Below are 24084 nucleotides of genomic sequence, written 5' to 3' on the forward strand. Positions count from 1 at the left end.
CCGCCGAAGCCCGATGCAAGAACAGTGGAGCTGAGTATGCCCACCTCCGAGGAACGCGTCGTCGCGGCCCTGCGCGCGTCGCTGGTCGAGAACGAGCGGCTGCGCAAGCAGAACGACCGCCTCGCCCGCGCGGCCACCGAACCGGTGGCCGTGGTCGGCATGGCCTGCCGCTACCCGGGAGACGTCCACTCGCCCGAGGAACTGTGGCGGCTCGTGGCCGACAGCCGGGACGCGATGACCGGCTTTCCGGAGGACCGGGGCTGGGACCTGGCCGGGAGCACCACCGACGCGGCCGCCCTGCGCGGCGGATTCGTGGCCTCCGCGACCGAGTTCGACGCCGCGTTCTTCGGGATCTCGCCCCGCGAGGCCCTCGCCATGGACCCGCAGCAGCGCCTCACCCTGGAGGCGTCCTGGGAGGCCCTGGAACGGGCGGGCATCGCCGCCGCCGCCGTACGCGGCAGCCGCACGGGCGTCTTCGTCGGCTGCAGCAACCAGAACTACGGCTCCGCGACCGGACGTGAACTCCCCGAGGGCATCGAGGGCCACCTGCTCACCGGCAACGCCGCGAGCGTGGTCTCGGGCCGGGTGTCGTACGCGCTGGGCCTCGAAGGCCCGGCGGTGACCGTCGACACCGCCTGCTCGTCGTCCCTCGTCGCCCTCCATCTCGCGGTGCAGGCGCTGCGGTCGGGGGAGTGCGACCTCGCCCTCGCCGGCGGCGTCACCGTCATGTCCACCCCCGACGTGTTCGCCGAGTTCGACCGGCAGGGCGGCCTGGCGGGCGACGGACGGTGCAAGGCGTTCGCGGACGGTGCGGACGGTACGGGCTGGGGCGAGGGCGTCGGCGTCCTCCTCGTGGAACGGCTCTCGGACGCCCGCGCGAACGGCCACCCGGTGCTGGCGGTGGTGCGTGGTTCGGCGGTGAACCAGGACGGCGCCTCGAACGGCCTGACCGCACCGAACGGCCCCTCCCAACAGCGCGTCATCCGCGCGGCGTTGACGAACGCGGGCCTTACGCCGTCGGAGGTGGACGCGGTCGAGGCGCACGGCACCGGCACCTCGCTCGGCGACCCGATCGAGGCACACGCCCTGCTCGCCACCTACGGCAAGGACCGTGACGCCGAACGGCCCTTGTGGCTGGGGTCGGTGAAGTCGAACATCGGTCACACGCAGGCGGCTGCGGGTGTGGCGGGTGTGATCAAGATGGTGGAGGCGATGCGCCACGGCGTCCTGCCGGCCACCCTCCACGTCGACGAACCCTCGACCCACATCGACTGGGAGGCGGGCGAGGTCAGCCTCCTCACCGCACCACGCGCCTGGCCCGAGACCGGCCGCCCCCGCACCGCGGCCGTCTCCGCCTTCGGCGTCAGCGGCACCAACGCCCACGTCATCCTGGAACAGGGCACCCCGGCACCGGAGCCGGCCCCGGTCCTGGACCCGAAGGCGGACCCGGCACGGGAACAGACCTCCGCCGCACCGCCCATGGTCCCGTGGCTGCTCTCCGCCCGCACCCCCAAGGCCCTGCGCGCACAGGCCCGCACACTGACGGACTTCCTGACCGGACACCCCGACCACCACACTCCCACCGACATCGGCTGGTCCCTGCTGACCACCCGGTCGACGTTCGACCACCGAGCCGTCGTCTTCGGCGCCGACCGCACCGACCTCCTCGACGGCCTGCGCGGCCTCGCCGACAACGAGACGACATCTCGGGCCGTGACCGGCTCCGCCCATGACGAGGGCAAGCTCGCCTTCCTCTTCTCCGGCCAGGGCGCGCAACGGCTGGGTATGGGGCGGGAGTTGTACGACGCGTATCCGGTGTTCGCGGAGGCGTTCGATGCGGTGTGCGCGTACCTCGACGAGGGGCTGCGGGGGGTGGTGTTCGGTGAGGACGCCGATCTGCTGAACGAGACGGGGTGGACGCAGCCCGCGCTGTTCGCGATCGAGGTGGCGTTGTTCCGGTTGGTGGAGTCGTGGGGTGTGCGTCCCGACTTCCTCGTCGGTCACTCGGTGGGTGAGCTGGCGGCCGCGCACGTGGCGGGGGTGTTCTCCCTGGAGGATGCGTGCCGTCTGGTGTCGGCACGTGGTCGGCTGATGCAGGAACTCCCGGCCGGTGGTGCGATGTTCGCGCTGGAAGCGACGGAGGACGAGGTCCTCCCGCTGCTGACGGAGGGGGTGTCGGTCGCGGCCGTGAACGGCCCGCGGTCGGTGGTCGTCTCGGGTGTCGAGGCGGTCGCGGAGGCCGTCGCGCAGCAGATCGCCGCGCTGGGCCGCCGCACCTCGCGGCTGCGGGTCTCGCACGCTTTCCACTCGCCGCTGATGGAACCGATGCTGGTGGAGTTCCGTGCGGTCGCCGAGAGCGTGACCTACGAAGAGCCGCGTCTGGCGGTCGTGTCGAACCTGACCGGACAGGTCGCGGATGCGGGGGAGTTGGGCTCGCCCGAGTACTGGGTGCGGCATGTCCGTGAGGCGGTGCGGTTCGCCGACGGGGTGCGCACGCTGGCCGTGAACGGGGTGACCCGGTTCGTGGAGCTCGGCCCGGACGGCACCCTCACCGCCCTCGCCCAGGCCTGCGTCCCCTCCGACGACGGGGTGCTCTTCACACCCCTGCTGCACAAGACCGGACCCGAACCGGCGGCCGTCCTGCGCGCCCTGGGCCGACTGCACACACACGGAGCGCCCGTCGACTGGCGGACATTCTTCGCGGGAACCGGCGCGACGGCCGTGGAGCTGCCGACGTACGCGTTCCAGCGTGAGCGCTACTGGCTCGACCCGGCCGCGCCGAGGCCGAGGCCCGGCGCCGACTCCTGGCGCTACTCCGTCACCTGGAAGCCACTGTCCCGGTTCTCCGGAACCGCGCCCGCGCCTTCCCCCGGCGCGCGCCTGGTGCTCGTCCCGCAGGAGCGCGACGAGCGGGCCGACGCCACGATCCGCGCCGTACTCGAAGGACTCGCCGGGCACGGGTTCGAACTCCGACGGATCGAGGTGCCGCACCCCGCCTCCGGGGCGGACCGTGCCGACCTCGCGGCCCGACTCGCCGACGCCCACGACGAGTTCGGGCCCGTCACGGCCGTCCTGTCCCTGCTCCCGCTGGCCGAGGACCGGGCCGGGGTGGCCGCGGCCACGGCCACCCTGATCCAGGCGCTCACGGACGGCGGACTGGACGGCCCGCTGTGGTCGCTGACGCGCGGCGCCGTCTCCGTCGGAGACTCCGACGCGGTCACGGCCCCCGAACAGGCGGCGGTCTGGGGACTCGGCCGGGTCGCGGCCCTCGAACACCCCGACCTGTGGGGCGGACTCGTCGACCTCCCCGACGAGCTCGACGAGCGGACGCTCGCACGACTCGCCGACGTCCTCACCGAACTGCCGGGCGAGGAAGGCGAACCGGCGTCGTCCGCCGGGAGTGCCACGCCCGGTGAGCGCGGCGAGGACCAAGTGGCCGTCCGCGGCTCCGGAGTCTTCGGCCGCAGACTGTCGAGGCCCCTCCCCACCCCGCTGGAGACGTGGCAGCCCCGAGGGACCGTCCTCGTCACCGGAGGCACGGGCGCCATCGGCGCCCGGGTCGCGCGCTGGGCCGTCGAGCGCGGCGCCGAGAACATCCTCCTGGTGAGCCGGCGCGGCCCCGACGCGCCCGGCGCCCCCGAACTCGAGACGGCCCTGCGAGCGCTCGGCGCCCAGGTCACGCTCGCCGCGGCCGACGTGTCCGTCAGGGAGGAAGTCGCCGCGCTCCTCGAACGGCACCCCGTGGACGCCGTACTGCACACCGCGGGCGTCCTCGACGACGCCGTCATCGGCGGCACCGACCCCCGGCGCATCCGGCACGTCATGCGGGCCAAGGCCGAGGCCGCCCTGCACCTCGACGAACTGACCCGGGACCGGGACCTGTCCGCCTTCGTCCTCTTCTCGTCGCTCGCCGGCGTCCTGGGCAACGCCGGGCAGGGCGCGTACGCCGCCGCCAACGCGGTCCTCGACGCCCTCGCCGAGCGCCGCCGCGCCGAAGGGCTGCCCGCCACCTCCGTCGCCTGGGGCCCCTGGGCCGGCGCCGGCATGGCCGCCGAGGCCACCGGCGACCGCAGGCGCAGCCGCGGCGCCGTGGCCTCGCTCGATCCCGACCTGGCCGTCGCCGCGCTCGCGACGGCCCTGGACTCCGGAGTGACCACCGAGTTCGTGGCCGACATCGACTGGCCCCGGTTCGTACCGGCCTTCACGTCGATCCGGCCCAGCGCCCTGCTGCGGGAACTTCCGGAGGCGGCCCCCGCCCCGTCCGCCGACCGGCCGTCGCCGAACGGCGCCGACAGCACCGGCGCGCGCATCGCAACCCTCCCGCGCGAGGCGGGCGTCCGAGCCGCCGTGGACCTGATCCGGGCCCGCGCGGCGGCGGTGCTGGGCCATGCCGACGCGGACGCGGTCCCGGCCGATCGCGCGTTCCGCGACCTGGGCGTGGACTCACTGATCGCGGTGGAACTGCGCAACGTCCTGAGCGCGGAGTGCGGGGTACGGCTGCCCGCCACCGTGGTGTTCGACCATCCGACCCCGACGGCTCTCGCGGAGTTCCTGTACGCCGAGTTGGGCGGCGCGGTCGACGAGGAGCCCGGCACGTCCGTGAGTTCGGCCGTGGCCGGCGACCCGGTGGTGATCGTCTCGACGGCCTGCCGGTTCCCCGGCGGCGTCGACTCCCCGGAGACCCTGTGGAGTCTGCTGTCGCAGGGGCGCGACGGCATGGGAGGCTTCCCCGACGACCGCGGCTGGGAAGGACTCGGCACGGTCTACGGGTATGACGCGGCGGACTTCGCACAGGTGGGCGGCTTCCTGTCGGGTGTGGGTTCGTTCGACGCGGGTTTCTTCGGGATCTCGCCGCGTGAGGCCCTGGCGATGGATCCGCAGCAGCGTCTGCTGCTGGAGACGTCGTGGGAGGCCGTCGAGCGGGCCGGCATCGACCCCCGTACCCTGCGCGGTTCGCGGACCGGCGTGTTCGCCGGGACGAACGGCCAGGACTACCCGGCCCTGCTGTCGCTGTCGGAAGGCGACTTCGGCGGCTATGTGGGCACCGGCAACGCCGCGAGCGTCTTCTCCGGCCGGGTGTCGTACGCGCTGGGCCTCGAAGGCCCCGCGGTGACCGTCGACACCGCCTGCTCCTCCTCCCTGGTGGCCCTGCATCTCGCGGTGCAGGCGCTGCGGTCGGGGGAGTGCGACCTCGCCCTCGCCGGCGGCGTGACCGTGATGTCGACGCCGGGCGCGTTCGCGGAATTCAGCCGTCAGGGCGGCCTCGCACCGGACGGGCGGTGCAAGGCGTTCGCGGAGGGTGCGGACGGTACGGGCTGGGGTGAGGGCGTCGGCGTCCTGCTCGTGGAACGGCTCTCGGACGCGCGCCGCAACAACCATCCCGTCCTGGCGGTGGTGCGTGGTTCGGCGGTGAACCAGGACGGCGCCTCGAACGGCCTGACCGCACCGAACGGACCCTCCCAACAGCGCGTCATCCGCGCGGCGTTGACGAACGCGGGCCTGACACCGTCGGACGTGGACGCGGTCGAGGCCCACGGCACCGGCACCTCGCTCGGCGACCCGATCGAGGCACACGCCCTGCTCGCCACCTACGGCAAGGACCGTGACGCCGAACGGCCCTTGTGGCTGGGATCGGTGAAGTCCAACATCGGCCACACACAGGCGGCCGCCGGTGTGGCGGGTGTGATCAAGATGGTCGAGGCGATGCGCCACGGCGTGCTGCCGGCCACCCTCCACGTGGACGAGCCGTCGTCGCATGTCGACTGGGCGGCCGGTGACGTCAGGCTCCTGACGGAGTCCGTGGACTGGCCGGACACGGACCGTCCGCGCCGGGCGGGTGTGTCCTCGTTCGGGCTGAGCGGCACCAACGCGCACGTCGTCCTCGAACAGGCCCGGGAGCCCGCCGTCGAAGAGACGGACACCGGCCGACCGCTACCGGTCACCCCCTGGGTGGTGTCCGGACAGACCCCCGCCGCTCTGCGGGCCCAGGCCGACCGCCTGCTGCACCACCTCCAGGCCCGCCCGGAGCTGAACGCAGCCGATGTGGCCCGGTCGCTCGTCGGATCACGGTCGGCCTTCGACCACCGTGCGGTGGTGCGCGGCGCGGATCGCGAGGAACTCCTCACGGGCCTTGCCGCCGTCGCCCACGGCGAGACACCGTCAGGCACGGCACACGGAACCCCGGCCACCGGCAAGCTCGCCTTCCTCTTCTCCGGTCAGGGCGCGCAACGGCTGGGTATGGGGCGGGAGTTGTACGACGCGTATCCGGTGTTCGCGGAGGCCTTCGACGCGGTGTGCGCGCACCTCGGCGAGGGGCTGCGCGGGGTGGTGTTCGGTGAGGACGCCGATCTCCTGAATCAGACCGCCTGGACGCAGCCCGCGCTGTTCGCGGTCGAGGTGGCGTTGTTCCGGTTGGTGGAGTCGTGGGGGATGAGCCCGGACTTCCTGGTCGGCCATTCGGTGGGTGAGCTGGCGGCCGCGCACGTGGCGGGGGTGTTCTCCCTGGAGGATGCGTGCCGTCTGGTGTCGGCGCGCGGTCGGCTGATGCAGGAACTCCCGGCCGGTGGTGCGATGTTCGCGCTGGAGGCGGCGGAGGACGAAGTCCTCCCGCTGCTGACGGACGGGGTGTCGGTCGCGGCCGTGAACGGCCCGCGCTCGGTGGTCGTCTCCGGTGCCGAAGTGGCGGCCTCGGCCGTCGCGCAGCAGATCGCCGCCCTGGGCCGCCGCACCTCCCGCCTCCGCGTCTCGCACGCTTTCCACTCGCCGCTGATGGAGCCGATGCTGGCGGAGTTCCGCACGGTCGCCGAGAGCGTGACCTACGAAGAGCCGCGTCTGGGGGTTGTCTCGAACCTGACCGGACAGGTCGCGGATGCGGGGGAGTTGGGCTCGCCCGAGTACTGGGTGCGGCATGTCCGTGAGGCGGTGCGGTTCGCCGACGGGGTGCGCACGCTGGCGGAGTGGGGCGTGACCCGGTTCGTGGAGCTCGGCCCGGACGGCACGCTCACCGCCCTCGCCCAGGCCTGCGTCTCCGACGACGGGAGCGTGCTGTTCGTGTCGGTGTTGCGCAAGGACCGGCCCGAGGCGGATGCCGTCGTGGCGGCGGTCTCGCGTGCGTTCACGCACGGAGTGGCTGTCGACTGGCCCGCTCTGCTGGCCGGTTCCGGCGCACGGAGCGTGGAGCTTCCGACGTACGCCTTCCAGCACGAACGGTACTGGCCCGAGCCCGCCGCACACCGCGGGCCCGGGACCGGCGCGAACCCGCTGGACGCGGGCTTCTGGGATGCGGTGGAACGCGGTGACGCCCGGAACCTCGCCGAGGTGCTGGGAGTGGACGAGGCCGAACTTGACGCGGTCGTACCGGCGTTGTCCGCCTGGCGGCAGGGTGCGGCCGAGCGGTCGCGGGTGGACGGCTGGCGCTACCGGATCGACTGGCAGCCCTTCACCGCACCGCCGCCCGCCACGCCGGACACCGGACGCAGGCTCCTGCTCCAGGCCGCCGGCGAGGACAAGGACACGCTCGCGGGGATCGAGGAATTCCTCCCGGGCGTGGAACGGGTCGTCTACGACCCCGACGCCGGCCGTGCCGCCCTGGGCCGCATCCTGTCCGACGCGGCGGCGGGCGACCCGGTCGCCGGCGTCCTGCTCCGGCCGGCGGACGTGACGGCCTCCCTGGCCCTCGTCCAGGCGCTGGGCGACGCGGCATTGACCGCGCCGCTGTGGCTGCTCACCCAGGGCGCCGTGACCGTCGGCGCCCCGTCCGAGGGTGTCGTCGATCCGGCCGGCGCCGCTCTGTGGGGCTTCGGCCGGGTCGCCGCCCTGGAACACCCCGACCGGTGGGGCGGCCTCGTCGACCTGCCGGAGGCCGTGGACCGGAGCGTCCTCGCGGGTCTGGCCGCGGTCATCACGGACGGCGGAGAGGACCAGGTCGCCGTCCGTGGTACGGCCGCCTACGCCCGCCGGCTCTCCCACGCCCCGCTGCCCGACGGCACACCGGCCTGGGGACCCTCCGCCGACGCCTGGCACGCTCCGCGCCGGGTGCTGGTGACCGGCGGCACGGGCGGCGTCGGCGCGCGGCTGGCCCGCTGGCTGGTGGAGCGGGGCACGGAGGAGCTCGTCCTCGTCGGACGGCGTGGGATGGACGCTCCCGGTGCGGCCGATCTGGTGCGTGACCTGGAGGGGCTGGGTGCGCGGGTCGTGGTGGAGGCGTGCGACACGTCCGACGCGGTCGCGGTCGGGGACCTGCTGTCCCGGCATCCGGTCGATGGTGTGTTCCACGCGGCGGGTGTCCTGGACGACGATCTGATCGAGCGGCTGACTCCGGAGCGGGTGGCCGCGGTGCTGGCCGCGAAGGCGGTGGGCGCCGATCATCTCGACGCGCTGACACGGGACATGGACCTGAAGGCGTTCGTGGTGTTCTCCTCGATCGCCGGTGTGTGGGGCAGTGGCGGGCAGTCGGCGTATGCCGCGGCCAACGCTCACCTCGATGCGCTGGTGGAGCGGCGCCGGGCCCGGGGTCTCGCGGGTACGGCGATGGCTTGGGGGCCGTGGGGTGGCGGAGGGATGGTGTCGGACGAGGGCGCGGCGGAGTTGGTGCGCCGGGGACTGCGGGTGATGGATCCGGACCGGGCGCTTGCCGGGCTCGGGCGCGCTCTGGACGTCGCGGACACCACGGTGGTGGTGGCCGACGTCGACTGGGAGAAGTTCCTCGCGCCCTTCACCGCCCGCCGCCCCAGCCCCTTGCTGTCCGCCCTCCCGGAGGCACGGGCCGCCGCGACGGCCCCCGGGGACACGGGAACCGGCTCCGACGGCCCGCGCCCCCTGGTCGAGAAACTGACCGCGGCGCCCGCCGAGGCCCGCCTCCAGCTGGTCCAGGACCACGTGCGGGGCGTCGCTGCCACGGCACTCGGCTTCGACGGGCCGGCGGCCGTCGAACCCACCAAGGCATTCCGGGAGATGGGCTTCGACTCACTGACCGCCGTGGAACTGCGCGACCGGCTCAACGCCGACACCGGACTGCGGCTGCCGACCACCCTCGTCTTCGACCACCCCACACCCGCCGACCTCGCCCGCCACCTCACCGGTGAACTCTTCGGCGGCGGACAGGCCAACGCCACCGCGCTGCTCGCGGAGATGGAGAACGCGGTCACGAAGCTCATCGGCTCCGACCCGGGACAGGACGTGAGAATCCTGCTCAAGGCACGGCTCAAGGCCTTCCTCACCGAGGTCGAGGACCTGGAGCCGGACCGCGGCGGACTCGACGGCCCGGACGACGGGACGAGCGCGGCGGTGTCCATGGCCGACCGGCTCGACGACGCCACCGACGAGGAGCTGTTCGACTTCATCAGCCGGCAACTCGACCAGTCGTAGGACCACGGCCGGGCCCCGGGGGACGAACACGGTTCCCCGGGCGGTGGGACGCGGCCGCGCGGCCCCTCACCCCCGGCCGGTCCGCGCCCGCGGCCCGGCCAGGACGGTGACGACCGCGTCAGCGGGGAACGGCTCCGGCACCTGACGTCAGGGGCGGTTCAGCGCTTGACCCCGGCAGTTCTGTACGCAGCGGACGCAGTCCGGGCCAGACCAGGGCCGTGGAACCCCAGGTGAGGCCACCGCCGAACCCGGTCAGCACCACCCTCTGACCGGGCCGCAGCGCACCGGAGGCGGCGCAGTCGGTGAGCGCGAGGGGGATCGACGCGGCGACCGTGTTGCCCAGCGCGGCGATGTTGGACGCGAACCGACCGGCGGGCAGGCCCAGACGCCTGGCGACGGACGTCAGGATGCGGGCGTTGGCCTGATGGAGCACGAAGGAGTCGATCTCCCCCGGCGGCCATCCCGCGAGCGCGGCGATCTCCTCCACCGACTGGGCCATCCGGCGTACCGCCTGAGCGAAGACCGCCTGGCCCCGCATCGTGAAGAAGGTGTCCTCGGTCTTCGTCGGCAGACCGGTGGAACGCTGCCTGGATCCGCCCGCGGGGATCTCGATGAGATCGGCCTCGCCGCCGTCGCTGCCCAGGCTGAACCCCAGCAGCGCGCCCGGCTCCGCGGCGTCGCCCGCGCGCAGCACGACCGCGCCCGCCCCGTCGCCGAACACCACCCGGGTCGCCCGGTCCGCGGGATCGAGGATCGTCGAGAACGTGTCGGCGCCGATCACCAGCACACTGTCGGCGACCCCCAGCGACACCAGCCCGGCGCCGGCGGCCAGCGCGTACACGAATCCGGTGCACACGGCCTGCACGTCGAACGCGGGCACCGGGCCCAGCCCGAGACGGCTCGCCACGTGCGGCGCGGTCGCCGGACAGAGCCGGTCCGGGGTGCTCGTCGCCAGGACGACGGCCCCCGCTCGCTCCAGGCCCGCCGACGCCAGCGCGTTGCGTGCCGCCTCGACGGCGAGGTCACCCGTGGACTGGCCGGGCGCGATCACCCGCCGGTGCCCGATACCGGTACGGCGGCGGATCCACTCGTCGTCGGTGTCGAGGACCGCGGCCAGATCGTCGTTGGAGACCACCGTGGCGGGCACCGAACCGCCCAGCCCGGCCACGACCGCCGACCGCGGCCCGGCGAGACCCGGCACCGGGGGGACGAGCGGCCCGGGCCGCGGCTCCGGCCGCGAAGTCCCCTGCTCGTACGTGCCGTTCGACCCACTCTTCATCGACCTCACGCCACCTCGCCTCGTCGTGGCCGACACAATCACGACGAGCATGGGGCACGACGGCGGACGGGATTTCCCGGAGCCGCCCCGGCTAGGCGAACTTCTACACTCTCGCTCCGGGCCCGCGGAGCGGCCCCGGCCGGTGCGCCTTGGGCAGTGTGCCCTTGGGCGGTGCGGAACCGGTGACCGGCGGCCCGCGTCCACCCGTCCCCAGCCGGCGGCTGCCGGCCGGGAGTCCTTCCACGATCCGTGTCGGCGGACCGCGGAGGAACGGACACGGGCGGGCCGGTGGCCCCCGGTGAGAACCGGGGCCACCGGCCCACCCGCGTCACTTCTCCTCGGGTACGCCACCCCCGCCGGTCCGCGCGTGCGCGTGCAGACGCTCCAGCCAGGCCGGCTCCCGTACCTCGGCCGCGTGCTCCTGGGCCAGACACAGGTACACGTCCCGGCCCCCGTCCTCGGCGGGCGTCGGCGCGATGTGCACCGTCGGCACCGGAAGGTCCGGGAACTCGTACCAGAACGGCCGCCCCGCACCCAGGTCGATGCGGTACAGCGGGAACTGCGACCAGTTGTTGACGGTCAGCGCCGTGTCGAAGACGTCCGGCGCCCGCACCGACATGACGTGCCGTGACACACCCGCCCCGCGATAGGAGTTGAGGAAGGCGATCTCGTCGCGGATCTTGTCGGCGGTGTTGGAGTCCAGACAGGCCCGGACGTCCTGGGCGACCTGGCCCAGCGGGCTCTCGCGCAGCGCCGCCGCCGAGGTACCGGTCCAGCTGTTGCTGACACAGTTGCCCCAGTACCCGGCGGGCAGCGCCTCACCGAGCCGGGACTGCGCGCTGACGATCATGCCGAGCCATTCGGCCGCGTCGTCGGGCCGGCCGCGCAGGGCGCCGAGCACCTGCCAGATGTGCGCGGTCAGGACGTCGTTGGTGGAGACCCAGGAGCCCTCGCCGGTCAGCTGCCGCTGCGCGGACCGCTTCATCGCGGCGAGTTCGGCGGCTTCGAAGCGGGTGGCGACGGTCGCGAGCTTGTGCAGGCCGACCTTGATGTTCGTCGCCAGCAGCCGTGCGCGTGAGACACCGGTGAACGCGCGCGAGGCCACCGTCGCGGGGTCCGTGGACGTCCGGCCCAGCGCGTCGAGGACGGTCCGGTCGTGGAACGGCTCCCCGGGAGAGTCCAGCCCGTGGTGCTCGCGCGACCAGCTCTCCAGGAACGCGACGGTGTTCCCGCCGTCCGCGAGACTGTGGTTGATCATCACGCCGAGGACCGAACCGCCGCCGCGCATCCGGGTCAGCCGGATCTTCAGCAGCGGGGTGTCCCGGTCGACGACACGGAACGCGCTGACCTCGCGCAGCAGGTTGCCGATCACCGGCTCGGTACGCAGCGAGGGCCCGTACTCCCGCAGCGGCTCCGGCGACACCGCCTCGGTGAAGCGGACCCCGGCGTCGTTGCAGAGCACACTCAGCCCGCCGTCCCCGTCCCGGGTGAGACGGCCCGCCAGCAGCGGGAAGTGGCGCAGCGTGCGCGCCAGGGACGCGCGCAGCTCCGCGCCGTCCAGCGTCTCGCGGTAGAAGAACGTCAGCGGTGTGTACCAGGGACCGGTCAGCAGGTCGTAACCGCTGAGCCGGACCCGGGTGGTGCCGGCCGTGCCGGCGCGGACCAGGAAGGACCGCTCCTCCCGGCTCTCCACGGCGTGGCGGAACGCCGGCACGGGCGCCTTGCCCTTCCGGCCCTTCCCGCCCCTCGGGCCGCCCGTGCGGCCCGCGCGGCCCGTCCTGCGGGTCCAGCCCGCGCCGCCGGTCGCAGGCGTCCCGTCCGTCGTGCTCGCCGTACTCGTCGTGCCCGGGTCGGGCGTGTCCTTCGGGTTGGTCGTGTTCGCTGTCACGGATGTCCTCCTCGCGGCCGATCAGTCCCAGGCGACGAGCAGGCTGTCGACCCCGTAGTGCACGGCGCGGTCGCGCAGCGGCACCTCGTCCGCGGGCGTCGCCAGCCGCAGCTTCGGGAAACGCTCGAACAGGGTGCGCAGACCGATCCTGAGGGTGGCGCGGGCCAGGTGCTGGCCCAGGCACTGATGCGCCCCGAACCCGAGCGCCAGGTGCTTGCGCGGGATACGGGTGACGTCGAGGGCGTCGGGGTCGGTGAAGACCGAGGGATCACGGTTGGCGGCGGGCAGCGACAGGACGACGGTCTGCCCGGCCTTGATGGTGACGCCCTCGATCTCGACGTCCTCCAGCGCGCAACGGCTCGACCCCATCTGTGAGATGGTCAGATAGCGCATCAACTCGTCGACGGCACCCGCCTCGTACAGCTCCGGGCGGCTGCGCAGCAGGGCCAGCTGCTCCGGCTGCTCCAGCAGCGCGAACGTGCTCAGGGCCAGCATGTTGGGCGTCGTGTCGAGGGAGCCGCCCAGGGTGAGGACGGCGAGGTTGACCATCTCCTCCTCGGTCAGCTCCCCGGTGGACGCCAGCTGCCCGAAGAAGTCGTCGCCCCGTTCCTTCATCCGCTCGCGGACCATGGGCCGCAGCGCCGCGTCCATGGACTCGACGTGGTGGATGAACTCCTCCAGCGTGTACGTCAGCGTCATCATCGCCGAGAAGTGCTTCGAGATGACCGCCATCAGCTCGGCGGAGGCCCCCATCAGGGACTGCACCGTGCGCACGCTCACCACCTCGGCGAACGACGTCAGCAGATCGGCCTGCGAGCCCTGCGCGGCCATCTCGTCCAGGGTCTCGCCGATGATGCGGGTCAGCTCCGGCTCGAACTGCTGGATCCGGCGGACCGTGAAGTGCCCGGCCAGCAGCCGGCGGTACTTGGAGTGCTCGGGCGCGTCCGTCTTCGCGAACGAACCGGGCGGCGAGGGCTGGGGCTTGTACTCGTCCATCGGGAACGGCGGCGCGACGACATGGGCCAGCAGTTCGTTGCGGTGGCTGAAGCGGTTGTCGGCCAGGATCTGCCGCACCAGGTCGTGCCGGGTGACCAGCCAGCCCGAGGTGTCCGCCGGGGCCACCTGGAAGGTGATGGGGCTGACCGGGTTCTCCGCACGCAGGCGGGCGTAGGCCGCCGGCGGATCGAACGGGCATGTGCCCCGGTCCGCCGGGATGACGGGTGCGTCGGGCCGTGTCTTCATGGTCACTCCGTTGGTGTGCCGGCTGCGCCGTCGGGTGTCGTGGGGCGGGAGCGGGTGGAGGGGTCAGGCACGCTTGACGGCCAGCGGCAGATGCCGGGCGCCATAGACGTTGGTGCCGTGGTAGGTCAGCCGTGCGTCGGGGTCGACCTCGATCCGGGCGAACCGGTCGAGGAGCGCGTTCAGCGCGACCCGCCCCTCCAGCCGGGCCAGCGGCGCCCCGATGCAGTAGTGGATACCGTGACCGAAGGCGGCCTGACGGGAGTTGGAGCGGTCCGGACGGAAGGCGGCCGCGTCCTCGAAGACCTCCTCGTCCAGGTTGGCCGACAACAGCCACAGATGCACCAGGGTGTCGGGGGCGAGGCTCGTCCCGTGGAACTCGGTCTCCACCGTGGTGACGCGCTCGATCCGCGTGAACGGCGGACGCAGCCGCAGGGTCTCCTCGATCACGGCCGGCACCAACGACCGGTCCTCACGGACCCGTTCGAACAGTTCCGGCTCCCCGTCCAGACACATCAGCGTGTTGCCCAGCAGCACCGAGGTGGTGACATGCCCCGCGAGCAGCAGCAGCGTCGCGAAACTCGCGATGTCCTCGTCGTCGAGGCGCTCACCGTCGAGCTCCGCGTGCACCAGGGTGCCCAGCAGGTCGTCCTGCCGCTCGCGGCGCCGCTCGTCGATGAAGCCCTGCAGGTACGCCGAGATGACGGCGCCGGTCTCCTCCATCCGCTGCACGCTCCCGGGATCCTCCGGGTCCGTCGACAGCAGCTGGTCCGCCCACCCCTGGAACAGGTCCCGGTCGGCCGTCGGCACGCCGAGCATCCGCGCGATCACCGTCACCGGCAGCGGGTTGGCGAGCACGTCCACCAGGTCGAAGCGGTCGGAGCCGGCCGCGGCCAGCAACTCGGCCGTCAGATCGGTGATCCACGGTTCGAGACCGGAGATCAGCCCCGGTGTGAAGGCACGGCTGACCAGACGCCGCATCTTGCCGTGCAGCGGCGGGTCCAGCAGCAGGAGGGTGCCGCGCGGGGCCTGGCGTTCACCGCCCGACAGGCGGCCCACGGTGTCGGACGAGAAGGTCGCCGGGTCGGTGAGGACCCGCTGCACGTCCTCGTACCGGAACAGATGCACCTGGCCCGCCTCGTCACGCCAGACGGGGCACTGTTCACGCATCCGCGCGAGCCAGGCGAGCAGCGTCGCCCCGCCGTCCGGCTCCACCGAGGGAGCCCTGCCGACGCCGGGCCCCGGCGCCGCGCCGGGCGCCGCATCCGCCCCTGCCCGCGTCACACCGACGTCCGGGGTGCCTTCCTCCGCCACCAGTGGTTCCCCCTCTCGTGCGGCCCGGTCGCGATCGCGGCCCGCGACGTGCCCGGTCCGGCCGGCGCCCGACGGGCCCGGCTCTCGCGTCACTCCAGCACGCGGCGCCGGACCGGGGCCAGGAACGGCCGCGCAGTCTAGGGATTCACCGAGTACCGCCCGCCGGGCCCTCGCCCGGGAGGCCGGGCGGCGGCCGCAATCTCTGGAGGAAATCCCAGACAGTGCCCGCCCACGGCGGCAACGGGCCTGCCCGCGGCCCAAGATGGGCACGCCCCGGCAGCGGGGCGCCACCCCGTACCGCCCGACGCGGAAGGCCGGCATGGACATCGCGATCGACCACGACAAGTGCATGGGAGCGGGTCAGTGCGTACTGATCGCACCCGAGGTCTTCGACCAGGACGAGACCGACGGACGTGCCCTGCTCCTGATCGAACGGCCGGGGAGCGACCACCACGAGGCGATCCGCGAAGCGCACGAATCCTGCCCGCTGGGTGCCATCACCCTCGACGGGGACTGAGCGGCTCCGGCAGGCCGGACGGCGGCGCCCGGCCCGCCTTCTGCCGGACCCGCTCCGATGTCCCGCGGCCCGGCCGCAGACCTTCTACGAACGAGAGGATGCCATGCGCGTTCTGTTCGCCGGCCTGTCGGAGAAGTCGCACCTGAACACCATGGTGCCGCTCGCCTGGGCCTTCGTCACGGCCGGCCACGACGTGCTGATGGCCAACTCGCCGTCGCTGACCCCCTCCATCACCGGGGTAGGCCTGGTGGCCGCCCCCGTGGGCACCGACGACCACACCCTGCTGCACGCGGACATGGCCCTCGCCCGCGAGTCCCAGGACGCCGACGTCGCCAACTGGAGCCACCTCGGCCCCGGCCAGGTCGACTGGGCCACCCTGCGCGAACGCTACGAGATCAGCGTGCCCTGGGGCTTCGCCCGCTACAACGATCCCGTCATGGACGACATGGTGGCCCTCGCCCGCGACTGGCGGCCCGACCTCGTCATCCGCGACCCCATCGCCTACGCGGGCGCGGTCGCCGCACGCGCCTGCGGCGCCGCCCACGCCCGCCTGCTGTGGTGCGCCGACGTGTACGGGCAGGCCCGCCGCACCTTCGTCGACCTCGCCCGCGACGTCCCCGAGGCCGAACGCACCGACCCGCTCGCCGAGTGGATCGACGAACGCGGCCGCGCCTACGGCGTGTCCTGCGACGAGGAACTCCTCAACGGCCAGTTCACGATCGACACCCTGCCCCCGAGCCTGCGGCCGCCGAGCGAACTGCACCAGCTGCCCATGCGCTACATCCCCTACAACGGCCCCGCCGTGCAGTGGGACTGGCTGCGCGAGCGGCCCAAGTCGCCCCGGGTGTGCGTCACCCTCGGCCGCACCAACAGCGAGGCCTACGGCGGCGACTACGTCCCCCTCTACGACATCCTCAGATCCCTGGGCGCACTCGACGTCGACGTCGTCGCCGCGCTCATGCCCGAGCAGGCCGAACAGCTCGGCGACCTGCCCCCCAACGTGCGCGCCGTCAGCGGGATCGCCCTGAACACGCTGCTGCCCACCTGCTCCGCCGTCATCCACCACGGCGGCTGGGGCTCCTTCGCCACCGCCCTCGTCAACGGCGTCCCGCAGCTCGCCCTGTCGACGAACGTCGCCGACCAGGAACTGCGCGGACGCGCGGTGCAGAAGGCCGGCGCCGGGATCTTCGTCCACCACAGCGACGTCGACGCCGGCCAGGTCCTCGTGCACACCCGCATGCTCGTGGAGGAGCCGTCGTTCGCGGCCGCCGCGGGACGGCTGCGGGACGAGTCCGCGGCCCTCCCCAGCCCGCACGCCCTGGTCGGCCGACTGGAACAACTGGTCGCCGACCGCTGACACCGCCCCGCACACACCCGCCCGAAGCGCACGGTCCGCACACACCCGCCCGAACGCACCGCCCCGAGCACCCTGCCCCGGACAGACCGGCCCACCGGCCGGATTCGCGCACCACACCGCACACACGAGGAAGGAGGACGGCGTCAACCGCGACCCCGACGGGGTACCTGGCGCCGCAATCCCGATGAGTCAGACACGCATCCTGGTGACCGGCGGTGCCGGCTTCATCGGTTCCCACTACGTCCGCACCCTCCTCGGTCCCCTCGGCCCCGGCGACGTCTCGGTGACCGTGCTGGACGCCTTCACCTACGCGGCCAAACGAGCCAGCCTCGACGAAGTCCACGACTCCGACCGCTTCCGGCTGGTCGTCGGCGACATCTGCGACCCGGACGTCGTCGGCCTCCTCATGGCCGAACACGACCAGGTCGTGCACTTCGCCGCCGAGTCGCACGTCGACCGGTCGCTCTCCAGCTCCGCCGAGTTCGTGCGCACCAACGTCATGGGCACCCAGGTGCTCCTGGACGCCGCCCTGCAGCACGGCATCGGCACCTTCGTGCACGTCTCCACCGACGAGGTCTACGGCTCCATCCCGGCCGGCTCCTGCTCCGAGGAGCAGTCCGTGAACCCCAACTCGCCCTACGCCGCCTCCAAGGCGGCCAGCGACCTGCTCGCCCTGGTCTACCACCGCTCCCACGACCTGGACGTACGGGTGACCCGCTGCTCCAACAACTACGGCCACCACCAGTACCCCGAGAAGATCATCCCGCTCTTCGTCAGCCTCCTCCTGCAGGGCAAGAAGGTCCCGCTGTACGGCGACGGCATGAACGTGCGCGACTGGCTCCACATCGACGACCACGTCCGCGGCATCGAACTGGTCCGCACCCGGGGCCGGGCCGGCGAGATCTACAACATCGGCGGCGGCACCGAACTCGACAACCGCCGGCTCACCGAACGGCTCCTGGAGGCGTGCGGCGCCACCTGGGACCAGGTCGAGTACGTCACCGACCGCAAGGGACACGACCGCCGCTACTCCGTCGACTGGACCAAGGCCCACACCGAGCTGGGCTACAAGCCGCAGAAGGACTTCACCGAGGGCCTCGCCGAGACCGTCGCCTGGTACCGCGACAACCGCGACTGGTGGGAGCCCGCCCTCGCCGGGACCGGCGAGGCGGCGACAGGGACCCCCGCATGCTGACCTTCCGCACCCTGGGACTGCTGGAGGTGACCCGGGACGGACGGCCCGTGACACCCACCGCCCCCAAGGTCCGCCAGATGCTGGCGCTGCTGCTGGCCCGCCGCAACACCCTGGTGTCGATCTCCGCGATCGCCGGGGAACTGTGGGAGCGCACCCCGCCGCGCAGCGCCACCGCCACCGTCCAGACGTACGTCTACCAGCTGCGCAAACTCCTGCAGAGCGACAGCGAGACGACCGAGGGAACGGGACCGCTCGTCACCCGGGCCACCGGCTACATCCTGCGGGTGGCCCCCGGCGACTACGACGCCGAGGAGTTCGAACGGCTCACCGTCCAGGCACGGTCCGCGATCGAGGCCGGTGACGCGCACACGGCCACCGAACGCCTCCAGGCCGCACTGGCCTGGTGGTCGGGGCAGCCGTTCGCCGACATCGGCCAGGGCCCCTGCCTCCAGGCGTACGCGCTGCGCCTGGAGGAGCTCCACATGCACGCGCTGGAGCTGCGCATCACCGCGGGCCTCGGCCTCGGCCTGCACCGCGAACTCGTCCCGGAACTCAAGGAACTGGCCAGCACCTACCCGCTCCACGAATGGTTCCAGGGCGGCCTGATCATCGCGCTCCAGCGCTGCGGCCGCAGCAGCGAGGCCCTCCAGGTCTACCAGCGGCTGCGCCGGCTCCTCCGCGACGAACTGGGCCTGGAACCCTCCGCGGGACTGCAGCAGATCCGCCAGCACGTCCTCCTGGACCGCGTCACCACCGCCGACCTCAGCCTGCTGCCGGGCTGACCGGGGAGCCGCCGGACGGGCCCACACCCGCCCCGGCCCTCCCACGCCCGCGCGCCCGCCCCGGCTCTCCCACGTTCGCGCGCCCGCGCCGGCCCTCCCATGCCGGAGCGCCTGCGCCGGCTCTCCCACGTTCGCGCGCCCGCGCCGCGCCCCCCGAGGCCCTGCGCTCGGCCCGTACGTCCACGCCCTTGCGCCCGCGCCAGCGCGGGCACGGCCCCGCGCCCGCGTCCGTTGCCCCGCATCCCCGTGCCCGGTCCTTGCCTTCGCGCCAGTGCGTCTGCTGCCTCGCGTCCGTGTCCGGTCCCCGCGTCCCTGACTCTGCATCGAGTGGTGTGCGCGCGGCCCGCGTTCGTGTACCCGCGCCGTACGCGGAGGCCCCCATGTCCTGGCTCTGCTGTCCTCGGCTCTGCGCGTGGAGGCCTTGGGTCCGGTCGGTGCGCCCTGCGGCCCTGCGGCCCTGCGCCGACGGGTCGCCGACCGGCCGGCGGCGTCCGCACGCGTGCGGACGCCGACCCGCACGCGCACCCCGCCCCCGGCTCAGACGGAACGTTTCGCCGCCTTCCACAGGTCCCGTACGGCCTCCTCGGGCCCGCGGCGGGGCGACCAGCCCAGCAGCTCGCGCGCCGCGGTGACGTCCACGCACATCCAGTCCGCGTCCGTGGCCGGCCGCACCGTACCGCCGGTGTCCTCGACCAGCCGCACCCGTCTGCCGCTCGCCGCGATCAGCCGCTCCACCACGGCACGCACATGCAGCGAGGTGCCGCTGCCGATGTTCACCACCCTGCCCCGCGCCCCCGGTGCCCGCGTCGCGGCCACGACCGCCTCGGACGCGTCCTTGGCGTCGACGAAGTCCCGGCTGCTGCGCAACGGGGACAGCTGCACCGTGACGGCCCCGCCCGGCTCCGGCCGGGCGAGCAACTGCTGCGCCACACGGCCCAGCAGGCTGCCGGGCGGGGTCCCGGCGCCGATCAGGTTCGACAGCCGCAGCACCACCGCGTTCGTCCGGCCTTCTTCGACGGAGCGCAGGACGGCCTGGCTGCCGAGCAGTTTCGACTGCCCGTAGTCCGTCGCCGGGCGAGTGGGGGAGTCCTCGGCGAGCAGGACACCCGCGGGCTGCGGCGTGTACTCGTGCACCGAGCCCAGATGCACCAGACGCGGCCGCCACGAGGCGGCGTCCAGCGCCGCCAGCAGCTGATCCACGAGCAGCTGGTTGCCCTGCCGCATGACGCCGACCGACGACGACCAGGCCACCCCGGCCGCGTTGACGACCGCCACCGGATGCTCCGCCTCGATCAGCCTCGTCAGCGCGTCCGGCCCGTCCTTGACCAGGTCCATCGGGCAGAACTGCCACGAGGCCGGCATCTTCGCGGCCTGCCGCGCGACGGCGATGACCTCGTGACCGGCCGCCTCCAGGGCCGCGCCCGCGTGCCGGCCGACGAAGCCGGTCGCGCCGAGGACGACCACCCGGCCCGGGGATCCGTCCGGCGCTCCGGGCACTGACTGCGTACCGACCAGCGTCATGCCGTTCTCCTTTTGGGCCGGGTCGCCCCCGCACCCGTACGTCGTCCCGGTGCGCCACGGCGGCGGACGTCGGATTTGTGCGGTCACTGTCGCACCCGGCGATCGAGGACCCCTCCAGGACCGTTCGACTCGACCATGCCCTGTGCGGCCCTTCAACGGTCCTCTACCGGCCCGCCCTATGGTGCTGACACCATGAAGGTTCGAGAGATGGCTGTGCCGGACGCATACCACATCACACCGCACAAGATCGGCGACGTGCGCGGGAACTTCTACGAGTCGTTCCGCCACGACAGGCTGGCCGAGGAGATCGGCAGACCGGTGCCCCTGGTGCAGGTGAACTACTCGGTGTCCCGCAAGAGCACCCTGCGCGGACTCCACGGCACCCTCCTGCCACCCGGCCAGGCGAAGGTCGTGTGCGTCGTCCGCGGCGCGATCCTCGACATCGTCGTCGACGTGCGCCTCGGCTCGCCCACCTTCGGCGCGCACGAGGCGAACTGGATGACCGCCGAGTCCGGCGACAGCGTCTTCGTCTCCGAAGGCCTCGTGCACGGCTTCCTCGCCCTCACCGACGACACCTGCGTCTCCTACCTGTGCTCCACCGAGTTCGTCCCCGGCACCCAGATCGACATCGACCCCCTCGACGCCGAACTCGACTTACCGTGGCAGCTGTCGGAGACCCCGCTGATGTCGGCCAAGGACTCCCGGGCCGTCTCCGTCGCCACCGCCCGCCGCACCGGCCTGCTGCCGCGCTACGAGGACTGCCTCGACCACTACGCGGCACTGCGCGGCACGTGACCGGCCGCCCGGCAGCGGACCCGCCCCCCTCCCCGGCGGCCGCCGGCACACCGTCCGAGGCCGCCGCCGTACCGAAGGAACAGCCGATGCCGCACCCCGCCGACCCCCGCCCGCTCCACTGCGCCGTCCTGCCCTTCGCGGACTTCGGGCACGTCGCACCGAGCCTCGGCGTCGCCCGCGCGCTCGTCGCCGGCGGCCACCGGGTGACCTACGTCGTGGACGAGCGGTACGCCTCCCTGGTCGAGGAAGCGGGCGCCCGCGCCGTCACCTACACCTCCGCACGCGGCGAGTTCTACCGCGCCGCCGACCCGGCCCCCGGCCAACTGGCCGCCGAGGGCTACGCGTTGCTGGTGGACACCATCGAGACCGTGTTCCCCGCCGCCCTGACCGCCCTCGCCCAGGACCCCCCGGACGCCGTCCTCTACGACTTCGAGAACGTGGCCGCCGGACGCGTCGCCGCCCGGGTCCTCGGCGCCCTGCCGGTGCAGATGTTCCCCAGCCACGCGGCGAACGAGACCTTCTCCCTGCGCGCCCAGATGTGGGACCGGGCCGACCCGGTCATGGCCAAGGGCGCCGGCGTCCTCATCGAGTTCATGGGCGAACACGGCATCGGCCTGGACGAGATGAGCCGCTACGGCACCGAGTGGGACGAGCACAACCTCGTCTTCCTGCCGCGGGACTTCCAGATCGAGGGCGACACCTTCGACGACCGCTTCGCGTTCGTGGGCCCCATGGTCACCGAAGCCCCGGCCGGCCTCTGGTCGCCGCCGGCGGACGGCCGGCGCACCGCGCTGGTGTCCCTGGGCACCGAGTCCGGCGACCGCGGCGACTTCTTCCGCACCTGCGCCCAGGCCTTCGACCCGGCCTCCTGGCACGTCGTGATGACCCTCGGACACGGCGCCGACCACGCACAACTGGGGCCGCTGCCCCCGCACGTGGAGATCCACGACTGGCTGCCGCACCCCGCCGTGCTGCCGCACGCCGACGTCCTCGTCTGCCACGCCGGCATGGGCAGCCTCATGGAGGCCCTGTACTTCGCCACCCCCGTGGTGGCCATCCCGCGCGCCCACGAACTCGGCCTCAGCGCCGAGCGGCTGGAGCAGTGCGGGGTCGGCCGCACCCTGTCACGGACCGGCCTCGACGCCCAGGTCCTCGCCCGCACCGTGAACGGGCTGCTGGCCGACCCGCGCACCCCCGGCGCCCTGCGGCGGATGCGCGAAGCCGTCCGCGGCGCCGGCGGTGCCGTCCGCGCCGCCGACACCCTTCAGGGCTGGGCGGCGCGGCACCGCCGGCACCGCACGGGCGGGCCGGCCGGCATCAGTGGGGCAGCGTGACGAACTCGCTGATGGTCGAGATGCTGTAGTCGATCATCTCGTCCGTCAGACCGGGGAACACACCGATCCAGAACGTGCGCTCGGTGGTGATGTCACTGTTGGTCAGCGGACCGCTGACCCGGAACTTCTGCCCCTCGTAGGCCGGGTGGCGGGTGAGGTTGCCCGCGAAGAAACGCCGGGTGGCCACCTTGCTGTACTCCAGGTGGTCGATGAGCGCGCCCGGCGCGAACGGCGCCCCCGGCACCACGGTGATGGCGAAACCGAACCAGCTCGGATCGCTGCCCGGGGTCGCCTCCGGCAGCACCAGGTGCGGAAGACCGTCCAACCCCTCCCGCAGCCGCGCCCAGTTGTGACGCCGGGCCTTGCCGAACTCGTCGATGTGCGTCAGCTGCTGCAGACCCAGCGCCGCCTGCACGTCGGTCGACTTCAGGTTGTAACCCACGTGCGAGAAGATGTATTTGTGGTCGTAGCCGGCCGGCAGCGTCCCCATCTGGTGCTCGAACCGCTTGAAGCAGCGGTTGTCCTCGGCCGGCTCGCACCAGCAGTCCCGGCCCCAGTCGCGCATGGACTCCACGATGCGCGCCAGCGCCAGGTTGTCCGTCAGGACCACCCCGCCCTCACCCATCGTGATGTGGTGCGCCGGGTAGAAACTCTCGGTCGCCAGATCACCGAACGTGCCGGTGAGACGGCCGTTGTAGGTGCTGCCCAGCGCGTCGCAGTTGTCCTCGATGAGGAACAGGCCGTGGTCGTCGGCGATCTGCGCGATCTCCTCCACGGCGTACGGGTTGCCGAGCGCGTGCGCCACCATGATGGCCCGCGTCCGCGGACCGATGGCCTGCTCGATCCGCTCCGGCGTCGGGTTGTACGTGCCGATCTCGATGTCGGTGAAGACCGGCACCAGACCGTTCTGGATGATCGGGTTGACGGTCGTCGGGAACCCGGCCGCCACGGTGACCACCTCGTCGCCCGGCACCAGACGGCTGTCCTCCAGCTGCGGTGAGGTGAGCGAGCTGAGCGCCAGCAGGTTCGCCGACGAACCGGAGTTCGTCAGATGCGCCTTGCGCAGACCGAAGTACTTGGCCAGCGCCCGTTCCAGCTTGCGCGAGCTCGGCCCGGCCGCGATCCGCATGTCCAGGGCCGCCTCGACCAGCGCGACCCGGTCGTCCTCGTCGAGGACGGCACCGGAGGCCATGACGGACGTGATCCCGGGCACGAATCCCGAGGACGCGTTGGAGCGGTGGTACTCGCGTACCAGGTCGAGGATCTCTGTCTTGTCGTTGCCCATCGGCTGGTGGCCTCCCTGTGGCTGCCGGCGGGGACGGAGCCGTGGCCTCGACGGCAGGAAGTGCGAGCGGGGTCCCCGGGCCGGGCTTGTGCCGTCCGGGAAGCCCAGCCCAACACACGGCGCACCGGCCTGCCCAGCGCTGCCGGACAAGTCTAGGGAACAACCAAAACCCGGCCCGCGCACGGCCGTTGGTGGCCTGAGCAGCCACGGGG

12 protein-coding genes and 1 pseudogene are annotated in these 24084 nt (G+C 72.9%); 7 read left to right on the forward strand and 6 right to left on the reverse strand.

Features of this window, described 5'->3' with window-relative positions:
- Positions 1-69: 69 nt before the first annotated feature.
- Positions 70-9366: pseudogene (locus OG776_RS41700) on the forward strand (type I polyketide synthase); the annotation flags it as partial.
- Between the two features lie 118 nt (positions 9367-9484).
- Here the strand turns inward: OG776_RS41700 and OG776_RS41705 are convergent.
- The 4 genes from OG776_RS41705 to OG776_RS41720 all read right to left on the reverse strand — a co-directional run bounded on the left by OG776_RS41705 (position 9485) and on the right by OG776_RS41720 (position 15086).
- Positions 9485-10645: a beta-ketoacyl-ACP synthase III gene (locus tag OG776_RS41705; RefSeq protein WP_329318034.1), complete on the reverse strand. Its 1161-nt coding sequence runs from the start codon at positions 10643-10645 to the stop codon at positions 9485-9487.
- A gap of 328 nt (positions 10646-10973) precedes the next feature.
- Positions 10974-12533 carry an acyltransferase gene (locus tag OG776_RS41710; RefSeq protein WP_148009557.1) on the reverse strand — a complete coding sequence of 520 codons (1560 nt, stop codon included), beginning with the start codon at positions 12531-12533 and terminating at the stop codon, positions 10974-10976.
- A gap of 21 nt (positions 12534-12554) precedes the next feature.
- Positions 12555-13775 carry a cytochrome P450 gene (locus OG776_RS41715; protein ID WP_148009556.1) on the reverse strand — a complete coding sequence of 407 codons (1221 nt, stop codon included), beginning with the start codon at positions 13773-13775 and terminating at the stop codon, positions 12555-12557.
- A gap of 63 nt (positions 13776-13838) precedes the next feature.
- Entirely contained in the window at positions 13839-15086 is a 1248-nt protein-coding gene (locus OG776_RS41720; protein ID WP_329326296.1) for a cytochrome P450, read from the reverse strand.
- 319 nt (positions 15087-15405) lie between these two features.
- Between OG776_RS41720 and OG776_RS41725 the strand changes: the two genes are divergently transcribed.
- The 4 genes from OG776_RS41725 to OG776_RS41740 all read left to right on the forward strand — a co-directional run bounded on the left by OG776_RS41725 (position 15406) and on the right by OG776_RS41740 (position 18937).
- Positions 15406-15603 carry a ferredoxin gene (locus OG776_RS41725; protein ID WP_148009555.1) on the forward strand — a complete coding sequence of 66 codons (198 nt, stop codon included), beginning with the start codon at positions 15406-15408 and terminating at the stop codon, positions 15601-15603.
- Between the two features lie 103 nt (positions 15604-15706).
- The gene (locus tag OG776_RS41730) at positions 15707-16960 is read left to right on the forward strand and encodes an activator-dependent family glycosyltransferase (protein WP_148009554.1); all 1254 of its coding nucleotides are present in this window, start codon (positions 15707-15709) and stop codon (positions 16958-16960) included.
- A gap of 184 nt (positions 16961-17144) precedes the next feature.
- Complete coding sequence (gene rfbB, locus OG776_RS41735) at positions 17145-18155, forward strand: dTDP-glucose 4,6-dehydratase (protein WP_329318028.1); 1011 nt, start codon at positions 17145-17147, stop codon at positions 18153-18155.
- Positions 18149-18937 carry an AfsR/SARP family transcriptional regulator gene (locus OG776_RS41740; protein ID WP_329318026.1) on the forward strand — a complete coding sequence of 263 codons (789 nt, stop codon included), beginning with the start codon at positions 18149-18151 and terminating at the stop codon, positions 18935-18937. Before rfbB ends, OG776_RS41740 begins: the two co-directional genes overlap by 7 nt.
- A 537-nt stretch (positions 18938-19474) precedes the next feature.
- Here OG776_RS41740 and OG776_RS41745 read toward each other — a convergent pair.
- Entirely contained in the window at positions 19475-20458 is a 984-nt protein-coding gene (locus OG776_RS41745) for an NAD-dependent epimerase/dehydratase family protein (protein ID WP_148007841.1), read from the reverse strand.
- Positions 20459-20650: 192 nt separating this feature from the next.
- Here OG776_RS41745 and OG776_RS41750 point away from each other — a divergent pair, with 192 nt between their 5' ends.
- Entirely contained in the window at positions 20651-21253 is a 603-nt protein-coding gene (locus tag OG776_RS41750) for a dTDP-4-dehydrorhamnose 3,5-epimerase family protein (protein ID WP_187285504.1), read from the forward strand.
- An 86-nt stretch (positions 21254-21339) separates the two neighbouring features.
- Positions 21340-22587, forward strand: coding sequence for a macrolide family glycosyltransferase (locus tag OG776_RS41755; RefSeq protein WP_148007839.1), 1248 nt, complete (start codon positions 21340-21342; stop codon positions 22585-22587).
- Here the strand turns inward: OG776_RS41755 and rfbH are convergent.
- Positions 22571-23872 carry a lipopolysaccharide biosynthesis protein RfbH gene (gene rfbH / locus OG776_RS41760; protein ID WP_148007838.1) on the reverse strand — a complete coding sequence of 434 codons (1302 nt, stop codon included), beginning with the start codon at positions 23870-23872 and terminating at the stop codon, positions 22571-22573. The two genes, OG776_RS41755 and rfbH, sit on opposite strands and share 17 nt — an antisense overlap.
- Positions 23873-24084: the final 212 nt, after the last annotated feature.

Origin of the sequence: Streptomyces sp. NBC_01689, from assembly GCF_036250675.1 — a bacterium.
Taxonomy (GTDB): Bacteria; Actinomycetota; Actinomycetes; order Streptomycetales; family Streptomycetaceae; genus Streptomyces.